This is a genomic window from Streptomyces sp. NBC_01716, assembly GCF_036248275.1.
In the GTDB taxonomy this organism is placed as follows: Bacteria; Actinomycetota; Actinomycetes; order Streptomycetales; family Streptomycetaceae; genus Streptomyces.
In genome coordinates, this window is record NZ_CP109181.1 from 3,757,756 (window position 1) to 3,784,381 (window position 26,626).

Consider the following 26,626-nt stretch of genomic DNA (forward strand, 5'->3'; position numbering starts at 1 on the left):
CTCCGATGGGCGACATCCTGATCTTCGTCCTGGTCCCCGCGGTCTACCTGGCCCTGCTTCTGCTCTACCTGTTCCTCGCCCCGGCGATCGTGGCCCTGCGCGGGGCGGCACTGGTCAGTGAACTGCTGTGGCGCTACTGCCAGTTGCTCAACGGCGTCCTGCGCCTGCGCACTCCCGAGTTCGTGAGCGTCCCGCCGTACCGCCCCGCCGACGAACTGGCCCACCGCAACTACTTCTTCGGTCCCGCCACCCGCGATCTGCGCCAACTCCTCACCCAGGGAAGGCGGTTGTACATCCGCACCGTCACCGACGCCTACCGCCAGGTGACCGCGGGCCAGTTCACCGCGCCCTCCGTGCACCGGGCCGCCTCCGTCCCGTACGGCCTGACCCTCTACGTGGGCCTGGGCGTCGGCGCCGTCGCCGCGACCCCCGTGCTGGGCACGCTCTTCGGCGTGCAGGCGCTCGGCGTGGCCCTGCTGACGGCCGGCGCCCGGCTGACCGCGCTCACCCTGCGGGGCACCGACCGTACGGTGATGATCCTGCGCGGGCTGCCCAGGGGCATGCTGTGCCCGAGCTGCTTCGAACGCGTCCCCTATCCGGCGTACGACTGCCCCCGCCAGACCTGCCGACGCCGGCACGCCGACATCCGACCGGGCACCTTCGGCCTCGTCCGGCGCCGGTGCGCCTGCGGCGAGCGCGTACCGACCCTGCTGATGCTGATGAGCAGGGACGCCCGGCTGAGCGGCCACTGCGTGCACGAACACTGCGGCAAGCCGATGAACCCGGACGCCGGGCACATGCCCGAGCTGATCCTGCCGCTGATCGGCGGCCGGGCCGCGGGCAAGACACAGCTGATGGCGGCGATGGTGAAGTCGCTGGAGAACACCGCGGAGAACGGTGGTCCCGCGATCCGGCTCGCGGACCCCGAGTCGACCGACAACCAGCGCGTCCTGAACGAGGTCCTGGAACTCCAGGGCCGCACCCGCCCCACCCAGAAGACGTTGCCCCGGGCCCATTCGTTCGTGCGGGGCAGCGGCCGTACGGAGCAGCTGGTGCATGTCTTCGACACGGCCGGTGAGCGATTCGTCAGCCGGGAGGAGACCGACGCGCTGCGCTACGTCCGGGAGGCCCGCACCTTCGTCTTCGTCCTCGACCCCATGGCCGTCGACGCGTTCTGGACCCGCCTCGACCCGGCGGGCCCGAAGGTGGACCGCACGCTGGCGTCGACGGTCGACCCGGAGGACGTGTTCTCCCGCTCGATCCAGACCATCCGCACGATGGACACCCCCCTCGACAAGTCCCGCCTCGCCGTCGCCATCACCAAGAGAGACCTCCTGACCAACCAGCCGGGCCTCCTCCCCGACCACCCGGACGACAGCGACACGGCCCGCGAGTGGCTGGGTGACCGCCTTGGCCTGCGGAACCTGGTGAAGACGATGGACTTGGAGTTCGGCGAGGTCCGGTTCTTCTGCACGGCGGCGGTGGCGGACGACGAGGGACGGGTGGACCCCAGCATCGCGACTTTCGTCGGGTGGTGCCTGCGGGGGTGAGAGCGCCGCGGCAGTTGGGGTGGAGTGGGCTGCCGGGCCAGAAAAAAGCAAAAGCCCCAGATCACGGCGAGTGAGTTCTGGGGCCTTCACAGAGCCGCCTTCGGGATTCGAACCCGAGACCTACGCATTACGAGTGCGTTGCTCTGGCCAACTGAGCTAAGGCGGCAAGCTGCGGATTTGTTCTGTCCGCGCACGGTCAGGTTCGCATCAGCAGCGGGTGCGAGTCTACAGGGTTCTTGGGGGTGCCCCGAACCAGGGTTTGGCCGGGGAGAGGGGTGTGGTCAGCACTTCTTGCCGTTCTTCGGTGGGGTGCCTTCGAGGAGGTAGGTGTTGATCGCCGTGTCCACGCAGTCGCTGCCCCGGCCGTACGCCGTGTGGCCGTCGCCGTTGTACGTCAGCAGGACGCCGGAGGAGAGCTGCTCGGCCAGCGACCGGGCCCATTTGTACGGGGTCGCCGGGTCGCGGGTGGTGCCGACCACCAGGATCGGTGGGGCGCCCTTCGCCTCGATGCGGTGTGGGGTGCCCGTTGCGTTCGTCGGCCAGTAGGCGCAGTTCAGGGAGGCCCAGGCGAGGCCCGTGCCGAAGACCGGGGACGCCTCCTTGAAGGAGGGCACCGCCGCGTCGACGTCGGCGGGTTTTTCGAAGGCCGGCGGGAGGTCCAGGCAGTTCACCGCGGCGTTGGCGAACATCAGGTTCGTGTAGGAGCCGTCGCCCTCGCGTTCGTAGTAGCTGTCGGCCAGGGCGAGGAGTCCGGAGCCGTCGTCGTCGTCAATCGCGCTGCTGAGGGATTCGCGGAGGCCGGGCCAGGCGGACTCGTCGTACATGGCGTTGATCACGCCCGTCGTGGCCAGGGACTCGCCTAGTTTGCGAGGCTCGCCGGTCGGGATCGGCTTCCTGTCGAGGGCCTTGAAGAAGGCGGTCAGGCGGCGGCCCGCCTCCTCCGGCGCCCCGGTGCCCAGGGGGCAGTCCGGATGTTTGGCGCAGTCCTCGGCGAACGCCTGGAAGGCGGTCTCGAAGCCCGCCGTCTGGTCGCGGTTCAGTTCCTCCGCCGGCAGTGAGGGGTCCATCGCGCCGTCGAGGACCAGCCGGCCGACGCGCCGGGGGAAGAGCTCGGCGTACGTGGCGCCGAGGAAGGTGCCGTACGAGGCCCCGACGTATGTCAGCTTCTCGTCGCGCAGGACGGCGCGGAAGATGTCCATGTCACGGGCGGCCTCGACGGTCGAGACGTGCGGCAGCAGCTCGGCCGACTGCTTCTCGCAGGACTCGGCGAGCTTCTTGAAGGACTCGGCCAGGAGGCTCCGCTCGGCCGGTTCGTCGGGGGTCTGGTCGACCTGGGTGTGGGCGTCCATCTCCTTGCCGGTGAGGCATTCGACGGGCGCGCTGCGGGCGACGCCGCGCGGGTCCATGGCCACCATGTCGTAGCGGTCGCGAACCGGGGCGGGGTAGCCGATGCCCGCGTACCCCTGGAGATAGTCGATGGCCGAGCCCCCGGGGCCGCCCGGGTTCACATGGAGGGAGCCGAGGCGCTCGCCGGGGCCGGTGGCCTTCTTGCGGGCGATGGCGAGTTTGATCTCGGTGCCGTTCGGCCGGTCGTAGTCGAGCGGCACCCTCAACGAGGCGCACTTGAACTCGGGAACGCCGCACCCGTGCCAGTCGATCTTCTGCCCGTAGTACTTCTTCAGCGCCGTCGGAGCCCCCGACTCCGGCGATGCCTCGCCCGACGACGAATCGTCGGACGTGCAGCCGGAGAGGAGTAGACCGGCTGCGGCGAGCCCGGCGGCCGAGAGACGGAGGAGGCGCCTGAAGTCCATTCGAGGAGCCTAGCCGCCGCGTGGTGGGTGTCGCTTTTCCCTGTCCGTACGGGTGACTCCTGCGAACGGGACGGCGTACAGGCACACCCGGAAGGCCGACGCTGACCAGACCAGACGCTGACCCGACGCGGGCCCGGCTCAGCCCGACCGCAGCGACACCGTCATCGCCTCCACCGCCAGCAGCGGCGCCACATTGCGGTCGAGCGCCTGGCGGCAGGCCGAGATCGCCTCTATCCGGCGCAGCGTCGCCTCCGGCGTCGACACTCTCGCGATCCGGTCGAGCGCGTCCCGTACGTCGTCGTTGGCCAGCCCGATCCGCGAGCCGAACTGGATCGCCAGAACGTCCCGGTAGAAGCCCGTCAGGTCGGTGAGCGCCAGGTCGAGGCTGTCGCGCTGGGTACGGGTCGAACGGCGCTTCTGCCGGTCCGCCAGCTCCTTCATGACGCCCGCCGTACCGCGCGGCATCCGGCCGCCCGGCGCGGCCCCGAGCGCGGCCTTCATCTCCTCGGTCTCCTTGACGTCCAGGCCCTCGGCGACCTCTTTGGAGTCCTCCCCCGCCGCGTCGATCAGTTCCTGGGCGGCCCGGAGGCAGCCGCCGATGTCCTCGACGCGCAGCGGGACCTTGAGGACGGTGGCCCGGCGCGCGCGGGCCCGTTCGTCCGTGGCAAGCCGGCGGGCGCGGCCGATGTGCCCCTGGGTGGCTCGCGCGGCTGCCGCCGCCGCTTCCGGCTCGATGCCGTCGCGTCTCATCAGGACGTCCGCGACGGCGTCCACCGGTGGCGTACGGAGCGTGAGATGGCGGCAGCGGGAGCGGATCGTGGGCAGGACGTCTTCCAGGGAGGGGGCGCAGAGCAGCCAGACCGTACGGGGCGCGGGCTCCTCGACGGCCTTCAGCAGCACGTTGCCCGCGCCCTCGGTGAGACGGTCCGCGTCTTCGAGGACGATGACCTGCCACCGGCCAATAGCCGGGGAGAGCTGGGCCCGGCGGACCAGCTCCCTGGTCTCCTTGACGCCGATGGAGAGCAGGTCGGTGCGGACCACCTCGACGTCGGCGTGCGTACCGATCAGGCTCGTGTGGCAGCCGTCGCAGAACCCGCAGCCGGGCACACCGCCCAGCGCGCGGTCCGGGCTGGTGCACTGGAGGGCGGCGGCGAAGGCCCGCGCCGCGGTGGAACGGCCGGAGCCCGGCGGGCCGGTGAACAGCCAGGCGTGCGTCATCTTCGTCGCCTCGGGCGGCGGGGTGCCCGAGGCCTCGGCGGTGACCCGGGCGTCCGCGTCACGGGCGGCGGCGGTGAGCGTGTCGGCGAGGCGCTCCTGCCCGACCAGGTCGTCCCATACGGTCATGCGCCGTCACCGCCTCCGAGTCGCGCGCCACGGCATCCGGACCGGGATCGGGACCGGATGCCGACTTTCGAGATCCATTGTGGGGGCAGGGTCTGACAATCCCGTCCCACCGGGGCGGAGGCCCACATTCCGGCCCGCGGCCCCCTACCAACCGGCGCCCGAACGACCGCCCCGACGCAACCGGTCCCTCAGCGGCCACCCCGGCCGCGACCGCCACGCGCCCCGCCGATGTCGTCGTCATCGTCACGCGGGCCGAGCAGTTCGTCGGCGAGCGTCGGAAGATCGTCCAGCGGAGTCTCCTCCGCCCAGTCCGAACGCCGCCGTGCCGGCCGCTCCGGATCGACCTGCGGCAGCTCCCGCGTCTGGTCGTTCCCGACCACCGGCGGCGCGGTGGCCGGTCCCTGCGCGTCGTCGCGGAAGTAGCCGGGCGGCACCCGGTCGCCCGGATGGGCGTCCCGTACGGGCGGCAGTAGGGCCGTCTCGTCGACCGCCCGGTCCACCGCCCCCGAGGGGCCGGAGCCCGAGCCCGAAGCCCCGCCGGAGCCCGACCGCCCCGACTCCTCCCCCGGGTCCGGAACCTTCGGGATCACCCGCGTCTCGTCGTTGTCCGCACCCGAGCCACCCGAGCGACCCGAATCACGCGAGTCACCCGAGTCGCTCCTGTCGCCCGACCTGTCCCGGCCCGGCGGCGCGGGCACCTCCTGGGTCGCGTCGTCCGGGGTGACCACCGGCGTCGGCACCGTCAACTCGTTGTCCGACTCCGGACGTTCAGCCCCCGCGCCCCCCGCGGCTCCGGCCTCCTCCGCCAGCCGCCGCGCCTCCTCGGCCCTCAGCAGCGCCTCCTCGGCCTTGCGCTGCTTCTCGCGCCGCCGCTCCTCCGCCTCGGCCCTGAGCCGGCTCTCCTCCTCGGCAAGCCGCCGCAGCCGCTCCTCCTCCGCCCGCCGCGTGGCGTCCTCCGCCTCGCGCCGTACGCGCTCCTCCTCGGCCAGCCTGCGCGCCTCCTCGGCCCGCTCCCTGGCCTCCATCGCCTGCCGGTCGGCCTCGCGCTGCCGCGCCTCCTCCAGCTCGCGGCGCTTGCGCTCCTCCTCCTCGGCCCGGAGCTTGGCGAGCTGCGCCTGCCGCTCGCGCTCCTGGCGCTCCTCCTCGGCCTTCCGCGCCGCCTCTTCCTCGGCCCGGCGCCGCGCCTCCTCGGCGGCGGCCTTCCGCGCCTCCTCCTGCGCCTTCACCTCGGCTGCCGACAGCGGCAGCATCTGGTCGAGCCGGTGCCTCACGACAGTGGTGACGGCCTCGGGCTCCTGCGCCCCGTCCACGACCAGATACCGGCCGGGGTCCGCCGCGGCAAGCGTGAGGAAGCCGTCCCGTACACGCTGATGGAATTCGGCCGGCTCGGACTCCAGCCGGTCCGGCGCCTCCGTGAAGCGCTCGCGCGCCGCCTCGGGCGAGACGTCGAGCAGCACCGTCAGATTCGGTACGAGACCGTCCGTGGCCCAGCGCGAGATACGGGCGATCTCGGTCGGCGCGAGATCGCGCCCGGCGCCCTGGTAGGCCACGGAGGAGTCGATGTAGCGGTCGGAGATGACGATCGCGCCGCGCTCCAGGGCGGGGCGTACGACCGAATCGACGTGCTCCGCGCGGTCGGCGGCGTACAGCAGCGCCTCCGCGCGGTGCGACAGACCGGCGCTCGACACATCGAGCAGGATCGATCGGAGGCGCTTGCCGACCGCCGTCGCGCCCGGCTCGCGCGTGACGACGACCTCGTGGCCCTTGGCGCGGATCCACTCGGCCAGCGCCTCGACCTGGGTCGACTTCCCGGCGCCGTCGCCGCCCTCCACGGCGATGAAGAAGCCGTTCGCCGCCGGGGCCTGCGCCGGGTCGGCGCCGCCGCGCAGCGCGTCACCCAGATCACGCCGCAGCGGTACGCCCGACCGGTCGTCGGTCTTGGCGAGTACGACGGCGGCCACCGGCAGCAGCAGCGCGCCGACCAGCATCAGTGTGAAGGCCGCGCCGCCGTGCGCGAAGACGAAGTCCCCGGAGGCCAGCCGGTGCGGTCCGATCGCGGCGGCGAGTACGGGGGCCACCACGGCGCCGAGCGCCACGTAGACGCGGACGACGGCCTGGAGGTGTTCGGTGTGCCGGCCGTGCCGGTACTCCTCGGTCTCCTGGTCGATCAGCCCGTGACCGGTGGCGGCCGCGATCCCGGCGGACACACCGGCGAGCAGCGCGACGAACAGCACGGTCGCCGTGTCGGGCACAAGTCCCGTGACCAGCAGCGCGACACCGGTGAAGGCGATCGCCAGCGCGAACAGCCGGCGCCGGGACAGCCCCGGCAGCACCTTCGCGGCACCGCGGATACCGACCCCCACGCCGCCCGTCAGGGCGAGGATCAGGAGGGCGAAGGCGACGGGCCCGCCGCCCAGGTCCTTCGCGTGCAGTACGGAGACGGCGGCGGCGGACGCGACGGCGCCGGCCACGGCCGCGGCGGCGAACACCAGCAGCGGCACCGCGCCCGTACGGCCCTTGTCCGGACCCGTTCCGGTCGTCGGACGGCGCAGGCCTTCGAGCGGCGAGCGCGGGCGCGGGGTGGGGCCGCCGGGCAGTTCCAGCATGAACAGGGTCGAGACGGAGGCGGCGAAGAGTCCGGCCGCGACGTACGACCCGAGGGCCGCCTGGTGCAGTGAGAACCACTCGACGCCCGTACCGATCAGATTGCTGATCAGCGTGACGACGAGCAGGACGGCCGCGGCCACCGGGATCGCGACGAAGCTCGTGCGCAGCGAGAGCCGGCGCAGCGCGTCGAGACGGTCGGGCATCGGGCGTACGGCGGCGCCTTCCGGCGGCGGGGCCGGGAGCAGGGCGGGTGCCGCGCTCTCCTTGGCCACCGTCCAGAAGCGCTCGGCCACACCGGCGACGAAGACCGTACTGAGCAGGATCGGCAGCGCGTTCTCGGGGCTCCAGTCGAGCCAGAGCGGCGCGATGATGAGCAGTACGAGGCGTACGCCGTCGGCCCCGATCATCGTCCAGCGACGGTCCAGCGGACCGCCCTTGGCGCCGCTGGAGGCCTCGGCGCCGTCGCCCGCCCGTGCTCCGGACGCGCGCGTCCCGGATCCGGGCGCGGTGAGCGCGGACAGCGGCCCGAGGAGTACGGCTCCGAAGAGCACTGTGGCAAGGATCCGGGCACCGAAGACCGCGGCGACGGCGAACGCCACTCCCCGGTATCCCGCCCCGAACGAGCCCTCGGCGACCGCCGCCTGCAACGACAGCAGCAGAAGCACGAGAAGGGCGAGTGCATCGCCGATGCCGCCCACGAGCTGTGCGCCCCACAGCCGCCGCAGCGGGGGGAATCGCAACAAAGCTCGTACGGCACGCTCTCGTGAGTCTGCGGCAAGTGCGTCGGAGTCGGAGGTGGGGCTCACGACCGTTGGCTGCTCGGCTCGCGTCATCCGCCCAGCCTATCCGGAGCCCGCCGGTGCCCGGAGGCCCGCCCGAACAAACAGCCGCCGCACGGACCTCCGGGCGATCCCCGTGGAGGCTCCGTGCGGCGGTCGCGCCGTTTCCGTGTCCCGCTACTCGTCGTCGCCGGCACCGGAGTTGGTGCCCGTTCCCGTGCCCGTTCCCGTACGGGACGACGCCGCCGACTTCTTCGCGGCCGTCGACTTCGCGGCGGTCTTCTTCGCCGCCGTCGTCGTCTTCTTCGCCGCGGTCTTCTTCGCCGTCGCCGTCTTCTTGGCGGGAGCCTTCTTGGCGGTGGCCTTCTTCGCAGGGGCCTTCTTCGCCGTCTTCTTCTTGGCGGGTCCCTTGGCGCGCTTCTCGGCGAGCAGCTCGTAACCGCGCTCCGGCGTGATCTCCTCGACGCTGTCGTCCGTCCGCAGCGTCGCGTTCGTCTCGCCGTCGGTGACGTACGCCCCGAAGCGGCCGTCCTTCACGACGACCGGGCTCCCGCTCACCGGGTCCGTCCCGAGCTCCTTCAAAGGAGGCTTCGCCGCGGCCCGGCCCCGCTGCTTGGGCTGGGCGTAGATCGCCAGCGCCTCCTCCAGCGTGATGTCAAAGAGCTGCTCCTCGCCGGTCAGCGAGCGCGAGTCGGTGCCCTTCTTGAGATACGGGCCGTAACGGCCGTTCTGAGCGGTGATCTCGACGCCCTCGGCATCCGTACCGACCACACGCGGCAGCGACATCAGCTTGAGCGCGTCCGCCAGCGTCACCGTGTCCAGCGACATCGACTTGAACAGCGAGGCGGTCTGCGGCTTGACGGCGTTCTTCCCGGTCTTCGGGGTGCCCTCGGGCAGGACCTCGGTCACGTACGGGCCGTAACGCCCGGCCCTGGCCACGATCTGATGCCCGCTGCGCGGATCCACACCGAGCTCGAAGTCGCCGCTCGGCTTGGCCAGCAGCTCCTCGGCGTACTCGACTGTCAGCTCGTCGGGCGCCAGGTCCTCCGGCACGTCCGCCCGCTGGTGGCCCTCCGCGTCCTTCTCTCCGCGCTCGACGTACGGCCCGTAGCGGCCGACGCGCAGCATGATGCCGTCGCCGATCGGGAAGGACGAGATCTCGCGGGCGTCGATCGCGCCGAGGTCCGTGACGAGCTCCTTGAGCCCGCCCAGATGGTCCCCGTCGCCGTTGCCCGCCGCGGCGGCGCCCGCGGCGGCCGCGCCCTCCGAGTCGTCACCGGCACCCGTACCGGTACCGAAGTAGAACCGCTTCAGCCACGGCACGGACTGCGCCTCGCCCCGCGCGATGCGGTCGAGATCGTCCTCCATCCGCGCGGTGAAGTCGTAGTCGACGAGCCGGCCGAAGTGCGTCTCCAGCAGGTTCACCACGGCGAAGGAGAGGAACGACGGGACCAGCGCCGTGCCCTTCTTGAAGACGTAACCGCGGTCGAGGATCGTGCCGATGATCGACGCGTACGTCGACGGGCGGCCGATCTCGCGCTCTTCCAACTCCTTGACCAGCGACGCTTCGGTGTAGCGGGCCGGCGGCTTGGTGGCGTGGCCGTCGACGCTGATCTCTTCCGCGGAGAGGGGGTCGCCCTCGGCGACCTGCGGCAGCCGGCGCTCGCGGTCATCGAGCTCGGCGTTCGGGTCGTCGGCGCCTTCTACATAGGCCTTCATGAAGCCATGGAAGGTGATCGTCTTGCCGGACGCGGAGAACTCGGCGTCCCGGCCGTCGCTCGACGTGCCAGCGATCTTGACGGTGACGCTGTTGCCGACCGCGTCCTTCATCTGGGAGGCGACCGTCCGCTTCCAGATCAGCTCGTAGAGCCGGAACTGATCGCCGGTCAGACCCGTCTCGGCGGGCGTACGGAAGCGGTCCCCGGAGGGACGGATCGCCTCGTGCGCCTCCTGCGCGTTCTTGACCTTGTTGGCGTACGTACGCGGCTTGTCGGGCAGATAGCTCGCCCCGTACAGCTGCGTGACCTGTGCGCGGGCCGCGGAGATCGCGGTGTCCGAGAGGGTCGTGGAGTCCGTACGCATATAGGTGATGAAGCCGTTCTCGTACAGCTTCTGCGCGACCTGCATCGTGGCCTTCGCGCCGAATCCGAGCTTGCGCGAGGCCTCCTGCTGGAGCGTCGTCGTACGGAAAGGGCCGGCCGGGGAGCGGCGGTACGGCTTGGACTCGACCGAGCGTACGGAGAACGCCGTCTCCCGCAGGGCCACGGCGAGGGCGTTGGCGTTGGCCTCGTCCAGATGCAGCACCTGGCCGGACTTGAGCCGGCCGTCCGGGCCGAAGTCACGGCCCTGGGCGACCCTGCGGCCGTCGACGGATACGAGCCTGGCGACCAGCGACGACGGGTCGGAGGCGTCGCCCGCACGGCCGGTGCCGAACGTGCCGGTCAGGTCCCAGTACTCGGCGGAGCGGAACGCGATGCGCTCCCGCTCGCGCTCGACGACGAGCCGGGTGGCGACGGACTGGACACGGCCGGCGGACAGGCCGCGCATGACCTTTTTCCACAGGACCGGCGAGACCTCGTAGCCGTACAGCCGGTCGAGGATCCGGCGCGTCTCCTGCGCGTCCACCATCAGTTTGTTGAGCTGGCGGGGGTTGGCGACGGCAGCCCTGATCGCTTCCTTGGTGATCTCGTGGAAGACCATCCGGTGGACCGGGACCTTGGGCTTGAGAACTTCCTGGAGATGCCACGCGATGGCTTCGCCCTCGCGGTCCTCATCGGTGGCGAGGAAGAGTTCGTCGGAGTCGGCCAGCAGCTCTTTGAGCTTTCTGACCTGGGACTTCTTGTCGGCGTTGACGACGTAGATCGGCTGGAAGTCGTGTTCGACGTCCACACCGAGGCGGCGCACCTCGCCGGTGTACTTCTCGGGCACCTCGGCGGCGCCGTTCGGGAGGTCGCGGATGTGCCCGACGCTCGCCTCGACGACATAGCCGGGGCCGAGGTAGCCCTTGATCGTCTTCGCCTTGACAGACGACTCGACGATGACGAGTCGGCGGCCGGCGTGTCCGGTCTCGCTGGTCGGGGACAACTTCGCTCTTCTCTCCGGTCGGCACTCGATGGCCCGTACCGCCTTACGCGGTACGGCAGTGCGGCAGCGCGGGGCAGGACTTGCCCCGCTATGACGCCGCTTCGCTGCGGAGTGTGACGGTACAACCCGCCCCCGTGTCAAACGGCGAAAGACCGCAGCGGCCACTCGAACGGTAACCCGAGTCCGTACGTTTCTGCCGCCCGGACCCAGGTGCCCGCCGCGCCGGAGGGCCCGCGAGCGCCGTACGGAGCGGGTGGGCGGCGGGCCGGGGGAAGGGCTTCGCCGCAGGTCCCGGGGGTCGGCGGCGGGCATGTTCCGGGCAGGATTCCGGCGTGATCGGGCGCCGTACGACCGGTCGGGCGCGCCGGACCCCTAGGCCCTGTCCCGGGCGCCGGGCCGTCTTTCAGGGGGCGGGGATCAGATCCGGCCGAAGCACCAGACGCCGAGGGCGAGGAACGACACGCCCGCGAACGTCGCCAGCGTGATGGAAGTCGCAGGGCTGACACCGTGCGCCACGGGGGCGCGGTGCACCACGCGCGCACCCGTCCACAGCAGCAGCGCCGCTCCGAACAGCGCGAACGCCGCCCCCGCGAAGATCGCCGGCCCGCTCTCCATGCCCCTACCCCGTTCGATTCCCGGAACCGAGCGGCTCCGCAGGCCGAGGCTGGCACCTCGGTGCGTCATTGGCGCGAATTCCGCGTGAACGGCGTGGGGGGTTCACTCGCGCGGCGTCCGCCGGGTGCCGGTACGCGGGGTGTCGGCACACCGGGTGCCAGTACGCGGGCGGCGCCCGGCGCGCGCCGTACGGGTCGGGCCCCGGCACCCGCCAACCGCAGCCGTAGGGTCTCCGTCGCGTGGGCCACCGGAAATACGCCAGGGGCATCGCGGCAGGGTCTCGGTCCGGCGGTCCGCCCGCGCCCGGCCGTGGCGACCGGCCCGCCAGGCGCCCGCCCCCTCAGGCCGCGGGCGCCGCCACCGGCAGCAGGAAGCCCTCCTCCACCAGCAGCCGGATCGCCTGTGGAGTCCGGTCGCGCAGCAGCACCGGATCCTCCCCCATGAGCTGGGCGATCGCGTCCAGGATCCGCCCCGCGCTCAGCGAGCCGTCGCAGACCCCGGTGAAGCCCGCGGCGACCGTGTCCACCTTCGTCGCCCGCCGCATCCCGCGGTTCTGGCGCAGCACCACATGCTCGGGGTCCTCCGCGCCGGGCAGCCCGACCTGCTCCTGGACGACCTCGGGGGCGAGCGCGAAATGGGCGGTGAGCAACGCGGCGTCGTCGTGCGTGCGCAGATAGTCCTGCCGCTCGAAGTGGGCCCGTACGGTCTCGCCGAGCGGCTGCTCCACCGGGTGCGGCCACTCCTCCACGACCACCGACGGCAGCTCGTGCCCCGACTTCCTGAGGGTGATCCAGCCGAAGCCGATGGCCTTGGTCTTCCGCGCGTCGAACTCGTCCAGCCAGGCCTCGTACCGCGCCTCGTACGCCCCCGGGTCCGCCCGGTGGTCGCCGCTGTCGCGCAGCCAGAGCTCCGCGTACTGCGTCACGTCCTGCACCTCGCGCTGCACGATCCAGGCGTCGCAGCCGCGCGGCACCCAGGACCGCAGCCGGTCCTGCCACTCCTCGCCCTCCACGTGCTGCCAGTTGGCGAGGAAATGCGCGTACCCCCCGTCGGCGAGACGGTCGCCCGTCTCCTGGACGAGCGTCCGGCACAGGTCGTCGCCGCCCATGCCGCCGTCGCGGTAGGTGAGCCGGGCGCCGGGGGAGATCACGAAGGGCGGGTTCGACACGATCAGGTCGTACGTCTCGCCGTCGACCGGCCCGAACAGCGACCCCTCGCGCAGGTCGGCCGCGGGCGCCCCGGACAGGGCGAGGGTCAGCCGGGCGAACCGGAGCGCACGCGGGTTGAGGTCGGTGGCGGTGACCCTGGTGGCGTGCCGCGCCGCGTGCAGGGCCTGGATGCCGGATCCGGTGCCGACGTCGAGGGCCTTGGCGACCGGTGTACGGACGGTGAGTCCGGCGAGCGTCGTGGAGGCCCCGCCGACGCCGAGGACCACACCCTCGCCGTGGCCGGTCGCCCCGGAGGCGCCGCCGACGGAGCAGCCGAGGTCGGAGACGATGAACCAGTCCTCTCCTTCGGGGCCGCCGTACGGCCGCACGTCCACGGTGGCCCTGACGAACGCGCCGTCTTCCTCGCCGCTCGTACCGCCTTCCGTGGCGGCTGCCCCGTCGGCCCCCGTGCCGCCGCCCGCGCCGCTGTTCTCCACGACCCAGCCGTCGGCCAGGCACTCCGCCAGCGGCAGCGCCGCGCGGGCGCGGTCGGCCGGGACCGCCCGCTGGAGCAGGAAGAGTCTGACGAGCGTTTCGAGCGGGCTGGTGCCACGGGTGGCCCGCAGGGCGGGCACGGTCTCGCTGCGGGCCAGCGCGGCGTACGCGGGCGCGCCGAGCAGGTCCAGCAGGCCGTCGACGGTGAAGCCGGCGGCGAGCAGGGCCTCGCGCAGTCGGGGCGAGTTGTCGGGCGCGGGAAGGCTGGTCGTACTCACCTGTCCATTGTGGCGGCTGCCACTGACAAACGCCTGCGGCCCGGCCCCTCGAATGGGGTGCCGGGCCGCGGGATTCGCGTACGGGAGCGGTACCGCGATGCCTACGTACTACGGGTCGTTCTTCTGACTGCCGGCCGCGCTTCTGACGAATCGGCAGAAGGCCGGGCGCACCTCAGGAGGACTGTCCGGCGGACGATTCCGCCGACTCCCCGCCCGATCCGCCCTCGGCGGGCGCGGACGTCTTCGGCCGCTGGCAGCCGGGCTGCTCGGCCATCGCCGCTCCGACGTCACCGGACTGAAGCTTCCGGAGCGCCTGGTCACCGCTCTTGCTGAGCTTGTCGAGCTCGTCGGCGACGCCCTTGAGACCGTCCGCGAACTTCGCCTGGTCCTTGGTGTCGAGGTCGTCGACCTTGGTCTTGAGCCCCGCGTACGCCGTGGCCGTGGCGTTGAGCTCGCTGACGGCCTCCTTCTGGGTCGTCTCGCCATCCTTGACGGGCGGGGCGCCCGCCGAGTTCACGGCCGCGCCCAGCGCCTTGTAGGCGTCCGAGATGGACTGGAAGGCCGCCGCGTCGGTCTTCTTGACGTCGGCGGGGGTGCTGCTGTCCGAGGTCGCCTGCTGGATCGAGGCGTTGGCGTTGGCGATCTTCGTCAGCTGCGGCTGGACCTGGTCACAGACCTTCTTGGACCAGTCGTTCACCTTGCTGCCGCTGTCGTCGCTGCACCCCGACAGCGCTATGAGCAGTACCGAACCGCCGGACAGCGCGGCTGCGAGCTTCTTGTTCACCGGATTGGGTCCCTTCCAAGGCTCTCGGCCCCGGAACATACACGCCAAGTGGGCGACTACCGCACGCCCGATGTCCGATCAATACACTCTTGATGCCATTTGAACCAGGAGAGAGAACGCTCACGCCGCCACCCTCCCGGACACGCGGAACGGGCGGGAGACGCGTCAAAGCGCGCCGCCCGCCCTCCAGTTGGGCCACCACCTCGCCGTAGCGGTTACGAGGCGGTCACCCAGCGTGTCTACGAAGCCACCGCCGGATCCGGCGACTTGGTCGTCCCGTCCCCGGTTCCACCTCCGTCGTCGCCCCCGTCGTCGACGGTGACCGAGCGCCGCTTGGAGACGTACACCGCTCCGACGATCACGCCGATCGCGAGCACCGCCACCACCGCGCGTACCCCGGCGCTGGCGTCGTCCCCGTAACTGAACTGCACCACCGCCGGAGCGATCAGCAGCGCCACCAGGTTCATGACCTTCAGCAGCGGGTTTATCGCCGGTCCCGCCGTGTCCTTGAACGGGTCGCCGACCGTGTCGCCGATCACGGTCGCGGCGTGGGCGTCACTGCCCTTGCCGCCGTGGTGGCCGTCCTCGACGAGCTTCTTGGCGTTGTCCCACGCCCCGCCGGAGTTCGCGAGGAAGACGGCCATCAGCGTGCCGGTACCGATCGCGCCGGCCAGGAACGAGCCGAGCGCGCCGACTCCGAGCGAGAACCCGACCGCGATCGGGGTGAGTACGGCGAGCAGACCCGGCGTCGCCAGCTCCCGCAGCGCGTCCTTCGTACAGATGTCGACGACGCGCCCGTACTCCGGCTTCTCCGTGTAGTCCATGATCCCGGGGTGCTCGCGGAACTGCCGCCGCACCTCGTAGACCACCGAACCCGCCGACCGCGACACGGCGTTGATCGCGAGCCCCGAGAAGAGGAACACGACCGCCGCGCCGAGGATGAGTCCGACCAGGTTGTTGGGCTGGGAGATGTCCAGACTGAGGCCCATCTCGCCGGCGTCTGCCCCCACGTCCGACACGGCCGTGGCGATGGCGTCGCGGTACGAGCCGAAGAGCGCGGCCGCCGCCAGTACGGCGGTCGCGATGGCGATGCCCTTGGTGATGGCTTTCGTGGTGTTGCCCACGGCGTCGAGGTCGGTGAGCACCTGCGCGCCCGCGCCCTCGACGTCCCCGGACATCTCGGCGATGCCCTGGGCGTTGTCGGAGACGGGACCGAAGGTGTCCATGGCGACGATGACGCCGACGGTGGTGAGCAGCCCCGTACCGGCCAGTGCCACCGCGAAAAGGGCGAGCATTATCGACGTACCACCGAGCAGGAACGCCCCGTACACACCGAGGCCGATCAGCAGCGCGGTGTAGACGGCGGACTCCAGGCCTATGGCCACACCGGCCAGAACGACGGTGGCCGGCCCGGTGAGCGCCGATTTGCCGATGTCGCGCACCGGGCGCCGGTTGGTCTCGGTGAAGTAGCCCGTGAGCTGCTGGATGAGCGCCGCGAGGACGATACCGATGGCGACGGCGACCAGGGCGAACGTCCTCGGGTCACCGGGGTGCGAGGTGATCTCATCGGCCGTCACACCGTCCAACTCCGCGTACGTGGACGGCAGATACGTGTATGCCGCCACGGCCACCAGAGCCAGCGAGATCACCGCGGAGATGAAGAACCCGCGGTTGATCGCGGTCATCCCACTGCGGTCGGAGGCCCGCGGCGCGACCGCGAAGATGCCGATCATCGCCGTGATGACGCCGATCGCGGGGACGATCAGCGGGAAGCCGAGCCCGAAGTTGCCGAAGGCGGCCGTGCCGAGGATGAGCGCGGCGACGAGCGTCACGGCGTACGACTCGAAGAGGTCGGCCGCCATACCGGCGCAGTCGCCCACGTTGTCCCCGACGTTGTCGGCGATGGTCGCCGCGTTGCGCGGGTCGTCCTCGGGGATGCCCTGCTCGACCTTGCCGACGAGGTCGGCGCCGACGTCCGCGGCCTTGGTGAAGATGCCGCCGCCGACACGCATGAACATCGCGATCAGCGCGGCGCCGAGCCCGAAGCCCTCCAGCACCTTGGGCGCGTCCTCGGCGTACACGAGGACGACGCAGGAGGCGCCCAGCAGGCCGAGACCCACCGTGAACATGCCGACCACACCACCGGTGCGGAAAGCGATCTTCATTGCCTTGTGCGCGACGGCGGTCAGATCCTTTTCCGGTTCTCCCTCCGCCGGTGTCGCCTCTCGCGCAGCCGCGGCGACGCGCACATTGCTGCGTACGGCGAGGCGCATGCCGAAGTATCCGGTGGCCGCCGAGAAAAGCGCACCCACCAGGAAGAACAGTGAACGTCCCGCGCGTTCCGACCAACCGTCGGCCGGCAGCAACAACAGCAGGAAGAACACCACGACGGCGAAAACGCCGAGTGTGCGCAACTGCCGTGCCAGATAGGCATTCGCGCCTTCCTGTACAGCCGCCGCGATCTCCTTCATGGAATCGGTGCCCTCGTCGGCCGCCAGCACCTGACGGACCAGCCGCTGGGCGACGAGCAGCGCCGCCAGCGCGATGACCGCGACGACGATCACGATCAGTCTGTTGCCGTCCGTGAGTATCGCGGCAGCGAGAGAAGTGGGGTGCTCGGACAGTTGTGGATCGATGTGCCCCGCCATTCGTCCTCCTTGACGCTCAGCGCTCAAGATGGACGGATTGTAGGGAGCGGAAGCTGATCAAAACAGAGTGCGCCGCGTGTAATTGACCTTGACTTACGGTGTCGCGAATGGTCGGGCCTTGAAACGCACTCCGAAATGCGTAATGGGATAAGCGCATTGACCGGTGATCAATTTCCCCGGAGAAATAGAAAAGGCCCTGCTCAGCAGGGCCTCAAAGATATTGGATCACGCGCTTGCGGCCGCTCCGGCGGCGAGCCGCCCCGGACGGGCCGGCCGCCCGCCCCGGAGCGTACGCACACGCGTGTTCAGGGAAGCGCGACCGCCGAGGCGGTCGGCCAGCTCATCCGGATGACGCCGCCGTGATCGTCGGAGGTCACTTCCACGTCGTCGACGAGACCGCTGATGACCGCGAGGCCCATCTCGTCCTCGCCGTCGCCGCTGTCGGCCTCGTAGAGATCGCCCGCGGGGACGGACCCGCGGGAGACCGGCACGTCCTCGGCCGCGGCGGCGGTACCCGGGGCGGGCACCCCGTCACCGACCTCGATGGAGAAGACCTTCTCCTCCTCGTTCAGCACGACGCGCACGGGCGCGGTCAGGCCGTAGGTGCGGTGCAGATTGACCGCGCGGCTGCACGCCTCACCGACGGCGAGCCTGACCTCGTCCAACACTGCTTCGTCGACACCGGCCCGGCGCGCCACGGCAGCCGCCACCAGACGGGCCGTCCTGACGTGCTCGGGCTGCGCGCTGAAGCGGAGTTCAACGGTGGCCATGCGATCCCCCTCAGACGTACGAGCGTGCGAAAACTGGGGCGCGGGCGGCCCCGGGCATGACGCCCGGTGCCCCCTGCCCTTCCTTCCGAAAGTCTCCGGCCGGCCTCAGTCGGTGGCGGCGACGGCCTCGTCGACCGTGGTGTGAATGGGGAACACCTTGGTCAGGCCAGTGATCCGGAAGATCTTGAGAATGCGCTCCTGGTTGCAGACCAGACGCAGCGAGCCCTCGTGGGCACGCACACGCTTGAGTCCGCCCACGAGCACGCCGAGACCGGTCGAGTCGAGGAAGTCCACACCCTCCATGTCGACGACCAGGTGGTAGCTGCCGTCGTTCACCAACTCGACCAACTGCTCGCGCAGCTTGGGCGCGGTATACACATCAATCTCGCCACCGACCTCGACGACCGTACGGTCGCCACCGGGCCCGGACACATTGCGAGTCGACAGGGACAGGTCCACGGATCCTCCAGCACCTTGCAATCGAGCGGTCGCCCCTCGGGTCTCTCCCGACGGAGCCAGGGGGCGTATCGCCAGCCGCGATGGCATTCAATCACTTACCGGCATCCATGCACGACGCCTTAGGACCATTGTCCGCCACGCCAGTGACACACTCGGTGCCGATGGCCACGAATCACGGTCCTGGCAGGCCGCCCGAGAGCGGGGACTCCCGCCCTTCCCCCAGTACGGTCCTGGACCGGCTCACCGCGGGGCCGGGCCGTGCTGCGCGCATCACCCATACGGAGCACTTGCCCCCGCGTGCGGGCCGCCATGCCGTCTGGCCCGACCGCATCCGGCCAGAAGTGATCAACGCCATTCAGCTGGCCGGGGTCGACCACCCGTGGGCCCACCAGGCCACGGCCGCCGAGCACGCCCTGGACGGCGAATCCGTGGTGATCGCCACCGGCACGGCGTCGGGCAAGTCCCTCGCCTACCTCGCGCCGGTGCTCACCGCGCTCCTGGACGGCTCCGAGGCACCGAACGGCCGGGGCACGACCGCCCTGTACCTCTCGCCGACGAAGGCGCTCGCGGCCGACCAGCGCCGCGCGGTGAAGGCGCTCGCCGCACCACTCGGCAACGGCGTGCGCCCCGCCGTGTACGACGGCGACACGCCCGTCGAGGAGCGCGAATGGGTCCGCCAGTACGCCAACTACGTGCTCACCAACCCCGACATGCTGCACCGCGGGATACTCCCGGCGCACCCCCGCTGGTCCTCCTTCCTGCGCGCCCTGCGCTACGTCGTCATCGACGAGTGCCACACCTACCGCGGTGTCTTCGGCTCCCACGTCGCCCAGGTCCTGCGCCGGCTGCGGCGCGTCTGCGCCCGGTACGGCTCCGAACCCGTCTTCCTCCTCGCCTCGGCCACCGCCGCCGAGCCCGCGCGGGCCGCCGGGCGGCTCACCGGCCTGCCGGTCCAGGAGGTATCCGACGACGCCTCACCGCGCGGCGAGGCGGTCTTCGCCCTCTGGGAGCCGCCTCTCACCGAACTCCACGGCGAGAAGGGCGCGCCGGTCCGTCGTACCGCCACGGCCGAGACGGCCGACCTCCTGACCGACCTGACCCTTCAGGGGGTCCGTTCGGTCGCTTTCGTACGGTCCCGGCGTGGCGCCGAACTCGTCTCCGTCATCGCCCAGGAACGCCTCGCCGAGGTCGACCACTCCCTCGTGAAACGCGTCGCCGCCTACCGGGGCGGCTATCTCGCCGAGGAACGCCGAGCCCTGGAACGCGCCATGCACTCCGGCGAGCTTCTCGGCCTCGCCGCCACCACCGCCCTGGAGCTGGGCATCGACGTCTCCGGGCTCGACGCCGTGGTCATCGCCGGCTATCCGGGCACCCGCGCCTCCCTGTGGCAGCAGGCGGGCCGCGCCGGGCGGGCCGGGCGTGGCGCGCTGGCCATCCTGGTCGCCAGGGACGATCCGCTGGACACGTTCCTCGTCCACCACCCCGAGGCGCTGTTCCAGCAGCCCGTCGAGTCCACCGTGCTCGACCCGGACAACCCGTACGTCCTCGCCCCCCATCTGTGCGCCGCCGCGGCCGAACTGCCGCTCACCGAAGCCGATCTGGAACTCTTCGGCCCCGCCGTGCCCGAGCTTCTGCCACAGCTCGTCGAAGCCGGTCTGCTGCGGCGGCGCGCCACCGGCTGGTACTGGACGCGCCGCGAGCGGGCCGCCGATCTCGCCGACATCCGGGGCGAGGGCGGCCGGCCGGTCCAGATCGTCGAGGCGGGCACCGGCAGGCTGCTGGGCACCGTCGACGAACCGGCCTCCCACACCGCCGTGCACGACGGCGCCGTCCATCTCCACCAGGGGCGCACCTATCTGGTGAAGCGGCTGGACCTGGCGGACTCGGTCGCGCTCGTCGAGGAGGCCAGCCCCCCGTACTCCACGACCGCGCGCGACACCACCGCCATCTCCGTCCTCGAAACCGACACGGAGATCCCGTGGGGCGGCGGGCGCCTCTGTTACGGCTCCGTCGAGGTCACCAACCAGGTCGTCTCCTTCCTCCGCCGCCGGCTCATCACCGGCGAGGTCCTGGGCGAGAGCAAGCTCGATCTGCCTCCCCGCACCCTGCGCACCCGGGCCGTCTGGTGGACGGTCACCGAGGACCAACTCGACGCCGCCCGGGTGAACCCGGAGCAGCTGGGCGGCGCCCTGCACGCCGCCGAACACGCGTCCATCGGAATGCTCCCCCTGTTCGCGACCTGCGACCGCCGGGACATCGGCGGCGTATCCGTACCGCTCCACCCGGACACGCTGCTGCCGACGGTCTTCGTGTACGACGGCCACCCGGGTGGCGCGGGCTTCGCGGAACGCGCCTTCCACACGGCGCGCGAGTGGCTCACCGCCACCCGCGAGGCGATCGCCTCCTGCGAGTGCGAGGCGGGCTGCCCGTCCTGCATCCAGTCCCCGAAGTGCGGCAACGGCAACGAACCCCTGCACAAACGCGCGGCGGTACGACTCCTGACCGAACTCCTGCGCTCGGCACCGACATCGACGGACCTGCCGGCCCCACGGGAGGCCGAGGCCGGAGCCGAGGTCACGGGCTAGGGCGGGCGCGCCGCGAGCCAGACGGGACTTTGCGGGCCCGCCCTAGGGCGGGGGGCCGGTCCCGGGGCAGGCGCGGGTGCCGTGGGTGCGTCCGGTGGGCCCGCGCGGGACCTGGCCGTCGGGGTGTACGGGCCGAAGCCCGCCCGCGCGGTCACGTCGGCGATCTCACCGGCCAGCGCGCACCGCACCACCTCCGCGCCCTGCGCCCCCGCCACCTCGGCGGCCCGCGCGCAGGCCGCCTCCGCTCCCCGCAGCGCGTGTCCGGCCGCCGCCAGCGCCGCCAAGTCCGCCGCCGAGCCCGCGCGGTGTCTGGCCACAACCGCCTGCCCCATGGCGAGGATCACGGCGAACACCGCACACAGCGCGGTCGTGGCCATGGCGGCCCACACCGTCGCCGACCCGCGATCCCGGCTCATGGCACCACTCCGCCCGGCGTCGTGTCCTCGGCCGGTGCCACCGCTTCCGCGGCGAGCGTCAGCGCGATGCCGTGCGGCCCCGGGGTCGGGGCCTCCACCCGGACCCGCCACAGGTCGTCCGACCGCCCCAGCGTGACCCGGGCACCCTCCGGGGCGGCCGAGCGCGCGGCTTCCACCGCCGCTGCCCGGGGCTCGGACCGGGCCGCCGCCCGAGCCCCCGCCCTGGCGGCGTCCACGCACTGGATCTGCGCGGAGGCCGCCGTCAGGGCCCACAGCAGCGCCGCGACGAACACCACCAGTGCCGGAACCGCAACGGCCGCCTCCGCCGTCACCGACCCCCGGTCACCGTTCGCCCCGGACGTCCGGGAGCCACCGGCCCTCACGGACTCAGAACTTCGCATCGAGGGCATTCCCGATGACCGATTCCAGAGCGCCGGCGACGGTCCCACTCGTGACCACCTTGTAGAGCACCGCGGCGAAGCCGCACGCGGCGAGAGTCCCCATCGCGTACTCGGCGCTCGCCATCCCCGCGTCCGCCCGCACGGCGGTACGGAACCGCGGCCCGCTGCCCACCCGGAGCCTGCTCCGGCGCAGTCGGCTCACCCTGCTCGCCGCCTCCACCACACGCCACGCCCGCCGTCCCGGCAGTCCCACCCACATCTTCATGTCAACCTCCAGTTGGATCAGCTCAGTTGAAGTCGTTCGAATCGGCTCAGTTGCCGCGCAGCAGCCCGGTCGCCAGGCCGATCACCACCGGGGCCACTCCCACCGCCAGAAAGGCGGGCAGGAAGCACAGCCCCACCGGAGCGGTGATCAGCACCTGGGCCCGGCCCGCGCGGGCCGCGGCCTGCCGGGCGCGCTCCGCCCTGAGGTCGTCGGCCACCCGGGAGACCGCCTCCGCCGCCGGAGCCCCGGTGGACCCGGCCCGTTCCAGACAGCGGGCCAGCTCGGCGGCGCCCGGTATCTCGCCGAACCGCCCCCACGTCCGGACCGGTTCGCCCCCGAGCCGCAGGGCCGCCGCCGTACTCACCAGCCGGTCGCCCAACGGCCCGCCCAGCGATTCCCCCACCGCCTCCGCCGCCTCGCGCGGACCGGCTCCGGCCGAGACACAGGCGGCCAGCAGATCGGCGGCGAGCGGCAATTGCCGCGCGGCCTCACCCAGATCGTCCGTCGCCGCGCCCGCGTCCGGCTTCCTGGTACGCAGCCATCGCCGGACGCCGTACGCCCCCGCGAGCCCCACCGCCAGCCCGGCCGGTCCGCCGATCAGGACCCAGCCGAGGCACAAGGCCCCCAGCGGCGGACCCGACCGCCGGAGCCACGCTCCGTACTCCGGCCGCGGGTCGCGCCTCGTCGGCGGCACCTCCATGGCCAGCAGCGCCGCCATCCGCCCGCGCGCGGCCCGTTCGCGCCGCCACGCCGACCACACGAGGACCACGGACACCACCGCCGCCAGCAACGAGGCGGTCACCCACAGGCTGTGGACGAAGTCGCCTTCCACGAGCGGCCCGTTCATGACGCACCCCCGCCCGCACTCCCACTCGCACTCGCGCCGGCGCTCCCGCCCCGCACGATGCGCCCGGCCCACCAGAAACCCAACGCCTCCAGCAGCCCGCCCACCGCCAGACAGCCCAGACCGGCAGAGGTGTGCAGCAGCACGCCCATCGGGTCCGCGCCCATGGCCCAGCCCATCGCCAGGCCCACCACGGGCAGGAGCGCCAGCACCACGACCGTGGACCACGCGCCGGTCAACTGGGCCCGCATGGACTCCCGTTGGTCCCGCTGCGCCCGTAAAGCGGCACGCAGCCGGTCAAGTCCGGCGGCCAGTCCCGCGCCACCGTCCACCGCGACGCGCCAGCAGGCCGCGACCCCGACGAGCCCTTCCGCACCCGGTTGACTGGCCGCCTTGCGCAGGGCCTCGGGGACATCGCCGCCGAAGCGGGCAGCCGCGACCACCAGGGCGAGTTCCGGACCGCTCAGGTCACCGCCGACGGTCCGGACCGCTGCCGTCAGCGCCTCCGCCGGCTGCGCTCCCGCCCTCAACTCCCCCACGAGCACGTCGCACAGGCCCCGCACGGCCTCCTCGCGCCGCTCCGCACAGCGTCGCCTCTCCCCGGCCCGCAGCCGCCGCCCCACGAGCGGCACGGCCGCCGCGCCCGCGACCAGAGGCAGCACCGACTCACCCCAGAGAGCGAGCGCCGCCGCGACGGGCACACAGAACCACTCCTTCCCCAGCCCGGCCAGCCGATCGCGGACGGCCTTCGCGGCGCGCTCCCAGGTCGGTGCCGCCTTCCACCTCACCGCCGGACCGGTCCCGTTCGCGCGCCCACCGCCGCCGGCAAGGCCGAACAGCGACTCCGCCCGCCGCGACGCCCGCCCCCGGTCCAGTTGCTCCCAGACCGCCAGCACCGCGCACAAGGCCGCACAGAGGACGGCCCACACCATGGCGGCCGGGAACGACGTAGCCGTCACAACGCACCCCCGATCAGCGACCGCAGCCTCGGCCAGCCCCGCTCGTAGGCGAACCCCTCCGCGGCCCAGCGCAGCGCGGGCACCGTCACCACCAGCCCCGCCGTGTCACGCTCCAGCACATGCACCTCGGCGATACGACGCCTCCCGGCCCGGTCCCGTACGAGATGGATCACCACCGACAGCGCCGCCGCCAACTGGCTGTGGAGAGCGGCCCGGTTGAGGCCGGCGGCCGTTCCGAGGGCCTCCAGCCGCGCCGGGACGTCGGCGGCGGTGTTCGCGTGAACCGTCCCGCAGCCTCCCTCGTGACCCGTGTTCAAAGCCGCCAGGAGTTCGGTCACCTCCGCTCCTCGCACCTCCCCGACCACCAACCGGTCGGGCCTCATCCGCAGTGCCTGGCGCACCAGGTCCCGCAGGGTCACCTCGCCCGCTCCTTCCTGGTTCGCGGGCCGCGCCTCAAGGCGCACCACGTGCGGGTGGTCGGGCCTCAACTCCGCCGAGTCCTCGGCCAGTACGATCCGCTCACGCTCCCCCACCAGTCCGAGCAGGGCCGAAAGGAGCGTTGTCTTCCCCGATCCCGTGCCGCCGCTGATCAGGAACGACACCCGTGCCTCGATCAGCGACCGCAGCAGCCCCTCGCCGCCTGGCGGCAGCGTCCCCGCGGCGGTCAGTTCGGCCGGGGAGAAGGCCCGGTGTCGGACGACCCGCAGCGACAGATACGCCGATCCGACGGCGACCGGGGGCAGCACCGCGTGCATACGTGTCCCGTCGGGAAGCCGCGCGTCCACCCAGGGGCGCGCGTCGTCCAGCCGCCTGCCCGCCACCGCGGCGAGCCGCTGCGCCAGCCTCCGTACGGCCGAGGCGTCCGCGAAAGACACGCCCGTCAGCTCCAGCCCGCCACCCCGGTCCACCCAGACCCGGTCGGGAGCCGAGACCAGCACATCGGTCACGGAGGGATCGGCCAGCAGGGGCTCCAGCGGACCCGTCCCGACCAGCTCGCACCTCAACTCCTCGGCGGCGCCGAGCACTTCCGCGTCCCCCAGAAGCCTTCCCTGGGCCCGCAGAGCCGCCGCCACGCGCGCGGGGGTCGGCTCGGCCCCGCTCTCCGCCAGACGCTGCCGTACGGCGTCAAGGAGCGCTCCGCCGACCTGCGCGCCCCTCGCCCGCGCCACGGCGCTCACGCGGTCACGCTCCCGTCCCCGGCGCCCGCGAGCGCCCGCTCCCAGAAGGCGGCGCAGAACCGCGCCAGCGGACCGCGCTCGCTCGCCCCTGGCGGTGCCCCGCTCTCCTGCGCGGCCAACAGGCCCGTCTCGGCGGGAAGTTCACCCACGAGCGGCAGCCGCAGCGCGTCCGCCACCCACCTGTCGTTCAGCCCCGTCGCGTACGGCCCACGGACGACCGCCCGCAGGTCCGGCAGGACCATGCCCACCAGCGACGCGACCCGGCTCGCGGCGGCGACGGCCCGCAGCTCTCCCGGCACCACCAGCAGGCCGACGTCCAACTGCGCCAGCGCCTCCGCCCCGGCCTCGTCGATCCGGCGCGGGAGATCCACGACCACGACGCCGCCCCTTCTGCGGGCCGCCGCGAGGACGGACCGCATGGCCTCCGGCTGGACGAGGACGGAATCCCCGCGGTCCCAGCTCAGCAGGCGAAGATCGTGCAGCCGGGGCAGCGACTCCTCCAGCGCGCCCCCCGCCACCCGTCCCTTGGACGCAGCGAAATCCGGCCACCGGCGGCCCTCGGCCCGCTCGCCGCCGAGCAGCACGTCGAGCCCACCACCGAGCGGGTCGCCGTCGATGAGCATGGTGCGCTGCCCTTGGCGGGCCGCCGTGACGGCGAGGGCGCAGGCCAGCGTCGAAGCGCCGGCTCCGCCCCGGCCGCCGATCACCCCGACGGTCAGGGCCTGCCGCCCCACCCCTTCGACGACATCGGCGATCCGGTCGACGAGCCAGCTCTCGGCGTCGGGCAGGCGCAGCACACAGTCGGCGCCGATCTCGACGGCCCGTTGCCATACGTCCGGGTCGTCCTGGTCCCGCCCGACGAGCAGAACCCCTTGGCGCCGGGTCGCGGCCCGGCACCGGACCGCCGCGTCGTCCCCCACCAGCACCAGCGGCGCGGACTCCCAGCCGCCCCGGTGCTCGGGCACCGAGTGGTGCACCTCCGGCTCGGCCCCCGCGGCGGCGCACAGCCGCAGGAGATCGTCGAGCAGGTCGGCGTCCTCGGTCACGATCAGCGGTCCGGTCCGGCGCTCTTCGGCGACCGGCGAGCGCTCGGACGTCATGAATCCAGCCATTCTCTCCACCCCCTATTACCGTGATCCCGGATCAACTTCCGCGGTCACCGCCGAAGGCGCTCACCCACACCATCCGGGGACACCTGAAGGGCATCCGCTCAGTGGGCTCTCAGCGATCTCGGAGTGATCCGGCATCTGCGATTCCGGCTACCGCGAACTTTCGCGGCGGGAAATCACCCTGCATCGCGCGGAAAAAACGTGTGGATCTTGCTCAAAAACTGTGGATAACTCACCGGTTGTGAATATCTCCGTAGCTCATACCGGTGACTTCCCAGAGCACCCTGGCAACTACGCACAGTGACGGGTAGAGTGCGAATCAGACCCACGCACGCGAAGCACCAGGAGAGGAGGGGGCGTGGAGAGAGCGGAGGCACGAGCCTCAGAAACGCGTCCGGACATGCGACGACCCCCGCCGGGGGGGAGAGCGGGGGTCGTCCCCCAGACCGACTCGGGGGGGAGGAGCCGGACCGGGTGAGCACGGTCGCGAACGATCC

General features: G+C 72.1%; 19 protein-coding genes and 1 tRNA gene. 2 read left to right on the forward strand and 18 right to left on the reverse strand.

Annotated features, from left to right (window positions below; all coding sequences use genetic code 11):
* Window positions 1-5 precede the first annotated feature (5 nt).
* A complete protein-coding gene (locus tag OIE74_RS16420; RefSeq protein ID WP_329383802.1) occupies window positions 6-1,550 on the forward strand; it encodes a TRAFAC clade GTPase domain-containing protein in 1,545 nt (514 codons plus the stop codon).
* Between the two features lie 92 nt (window positions 1,551-1,642).
* Here the strand turns inward: OIE74_RS16420 and OIE74_RS16425 are convergent.
* The 11 genes from OIE74_RS16425 to OIE74_RS16475 form a co-directional block, all read right to left on the reverse strand.
* Window positions 1,643-1,716, reverse strand: a tRNA-Thr gene (locus OIE74_RS16425).
* Window positions 1,717-1,831: 115 nt separating this feature from the next.
* The gene (locus OIE74_RS16430; RefSeq protein ID WP_329383805.1) at window positions 1,832-3,361 is read right to left on the reverse strand and encodes an alpha/beta hydrolase; all 1,530 of its coding nucleotides are present in this window, start codon (window positions 3,359-3,361) and stop codon (window positions 1,832-1,834) included.
* A 138-nt stretch (window positions 3,362-3,499) separates the two neighbouring features.
* On the reverse strand, window positions 3,500-4,705 hold the full coding sequence (locus OIE74_RS16435; RefSeq protein ID WP_329383808.1) for a DNA polymerase III subunit delta': 1,206 nt from the start codon (window positions 4,703-4,705) through the stop codon (window positions 3,500-3,502).
* A gap of 188 nt (window positions 4,706-4,893) precedes the next feature.
* On the reverse strand, window positions 4,894-8,145 hold the full coding sequence (tmk, locus tag OIE74_RS16440) for a dTMP kinase (RefSeq protein WP_329383811.1): 3,252 nt from the start codon (window positions 8,143-8,145) through the stop codon (window positions 4,894-4,896).
* Window positions 8,146-8,268: 123 nt separating this feature from the next.
* Window positions 8,269-11,175 (reverse strand): type I DNA topoisomerase, encoded by a 2,907-nt coding sequence (gene topA / locus OIE74_RS16445; RefSeq protein WP_329383814.1) that lies wholly within the window; start codon window positions 11,173-11,175, stop codon window positions 8,269-8,271.
* A gap of 417 nt (window positions 11,176-11,592) precedes the next feature.
* Window positions 11,593-11,790 (reverse strand): hypothetical protein, encoded by a 198-nt coding sequence (locus OIE74_RS16450; protein WP_329383816.1) that lies wholly within the window; start codon window positions 11,788-11,790, stop codon window positions 11,593-11,595.
* Window positions 11,791-12,130: 340 nt separating this feature from the next.
* Window positions 12,131-13,711, reverse strand: a complete 1,581-nt coding sequence (locus OIE74_RS16455; protein ID WP_329383819.1) for a DUF7059 domain-containing protein — start codon at window positions 13,709-13,711, stop codon at window positions 12,131-12,133.
* Between the two features lie 172 nt (window positions 13,712-13,883).
* Window positions 13,884-14,495, reverse strand: coding sequence for a small secreted protein (locus OIE74_RS16460; RefSeq protein ID WP_329383822.1), 612 nt, complete (start codon window positions 14,493-14,495; stop codon window positions 13,884-13,886).
* A gap of 239 nt (window positions 14,496-14,734) precedes the next feature.
* Window positions 14,735-17,143: a sodium-translocating pyrophosphatase gene (locus OIE74_RS16465; protein ID WP_329383825.1), complete on the reverse strand. Its 2,409-nt coding sequence runs from the start codon at window positions 17,141-17,143 to the stop codon at window positions 14,735-14,737.
* A 305-nt stretch (window positions 17,144-17,448) separates the two neighbouring features.
* Window positions 17,449-17,913 (reverse strand): ATP-binding protein, encoded by a 465-nt coding sequence (locus OIE74_RS16470; protein WP_329383827.1) that lies wholly within the window; start codon window positions 17,911-17,913, stop codon window positions 17,449-17,451.
* A 105-nt stretch (window positions 17,914-18,018) separates the two neighbouring features.
* Window positions 18,019-18,372, reverse strand: a complete 354-nt coding sequence (locus OIE74_RS16475) for an STAS domain-containing protein (RefSeq protein WP_003967428.1) — start codon at window positions 18,370-18,372, stop codon at window positions 18,019-18,021.
* An 80-nt stretch (window positions 18,373-18,452) separates the two neighbouring features.
* Between OIE74_RS16475 and OIE74_RS16480 the strand changes: the two genes are divergently transcribed.
* Window positions 18,453-20,957, forward strand: coding sequence for a DEAD/DEAH box helicase (locus OIE74_RS16480; protein WP_329383829.1), 2,505 nt, complete (start codon window positions 18,453-18,455; stop codon window positions 20,955-20,957).
* Here OIE74_RS16480 and OIE74_RS16485 read toward each other — a convergent pair.
* The 7 genes from OIE74_RS16485 to ssd are packed head-to-tail and all read right to left on the reverse strand — an operon-like array spanning window position 20,954 to window position 26,132.
* Window positions 20,954-21,373, reverse strand: coding sequence for an Rv3654c family TadE-like protein (locus OIE74_RS16485; protein ID WP_329383832.1), 420 nt, complete (start codon window positions 21,371-21,373; stop codon window positions 20,954-20,956). The genes OIE74_RS16480 and OIE74_RS16485 overlap by 4 nt on opposite strands.
* Window positions 21,370-21,774: a TadE family type IV pilus minor pilin gene (locus OIE74_RS16490; protein WP_329383834.1), complete on the reverse strand. Its 405-nt coding sequence runs from the start codon at window positions 21,772-21,774 to the stop codon at window positions 21,370-21,372. Before OIE74_RS16490 ends, OIE74_RS16485 begins: the two co-directional genes overlap by 4 nt.
* Window positions 21,761-22,039, reverse strand: coding sequence for a DUF4244 domain-containing protein (locus tag OIE74_RS16495; protein ID WP_329383839.1), 279 nt, complete (start codon window positions 22,037-22,039; stop codon window positions 21,761-21,763). The genes OIE74_RS16490 and OIE74_RS16495 overlap by 14 nt, the downstream gene beginning before the upstream one ends.
* A gap of 46 nt (window positions 22,040-22,085) precedes the next feature.
* Window positions 22,086-22,886 carry a type II secretion system F family protein gene (locus OIE74_RS16500; protein WP_329383841.1) on the reverse strand — a complete coding sequence of 267 codons (801 nt, stop codon included), beginning with the start codon at window positions 22,884-22,886 and terminating at the stop codon, window positions 22,086-22,088.
* The gene (locus OIE74_RS16505) at window positions 22,883-23,815 is read right to left on the reverse strand and encodes a type II secretion system F family protein (RefSeq protein WP_443076357.1); all 933 of its coding nucleotides are present in this window, start codon (window positions 23,813-23,815) and stop codon (window positions 22,883-22,885) included. The genes OIE74_RS16500 and OIE74_RS16505 overlap by 4 nt, the downstream gene beginning before the upstream one ends.
* A 23-nt stretch (window positions 23,816-23,838) precedes the next feature.
* Complete coding sequence (locus tag OIE74_RS16510; RefSeq protein ID WP_329383847.1) at window positions 23,839-25,020, reverse strand: TadA family conjugal transfer-associated ATPase; 1,182 nt, start codon at window positions 25,018-25,020, stop codon at window positions 23,839-23,841.
* Window positions 25,017-26,132 (reverse strand): septum site-determining protein Ssd, encoded by a 1,116-nt coding sequence (gene ssd, locus OIE74_RS16515; RefSeq protein WP_329383850.1) that lies wholly within the window; start codon window positions 26,130-26,132, stop codon window positions 25,017-25,019. The genes OIE74_RS16510 and ssd overlap by 4 nt, the downstream gene beginning before the upstream one ends.
* Between the last annotated feature and the right edge of the window lie 494 nt (window positions 26,133-26,626).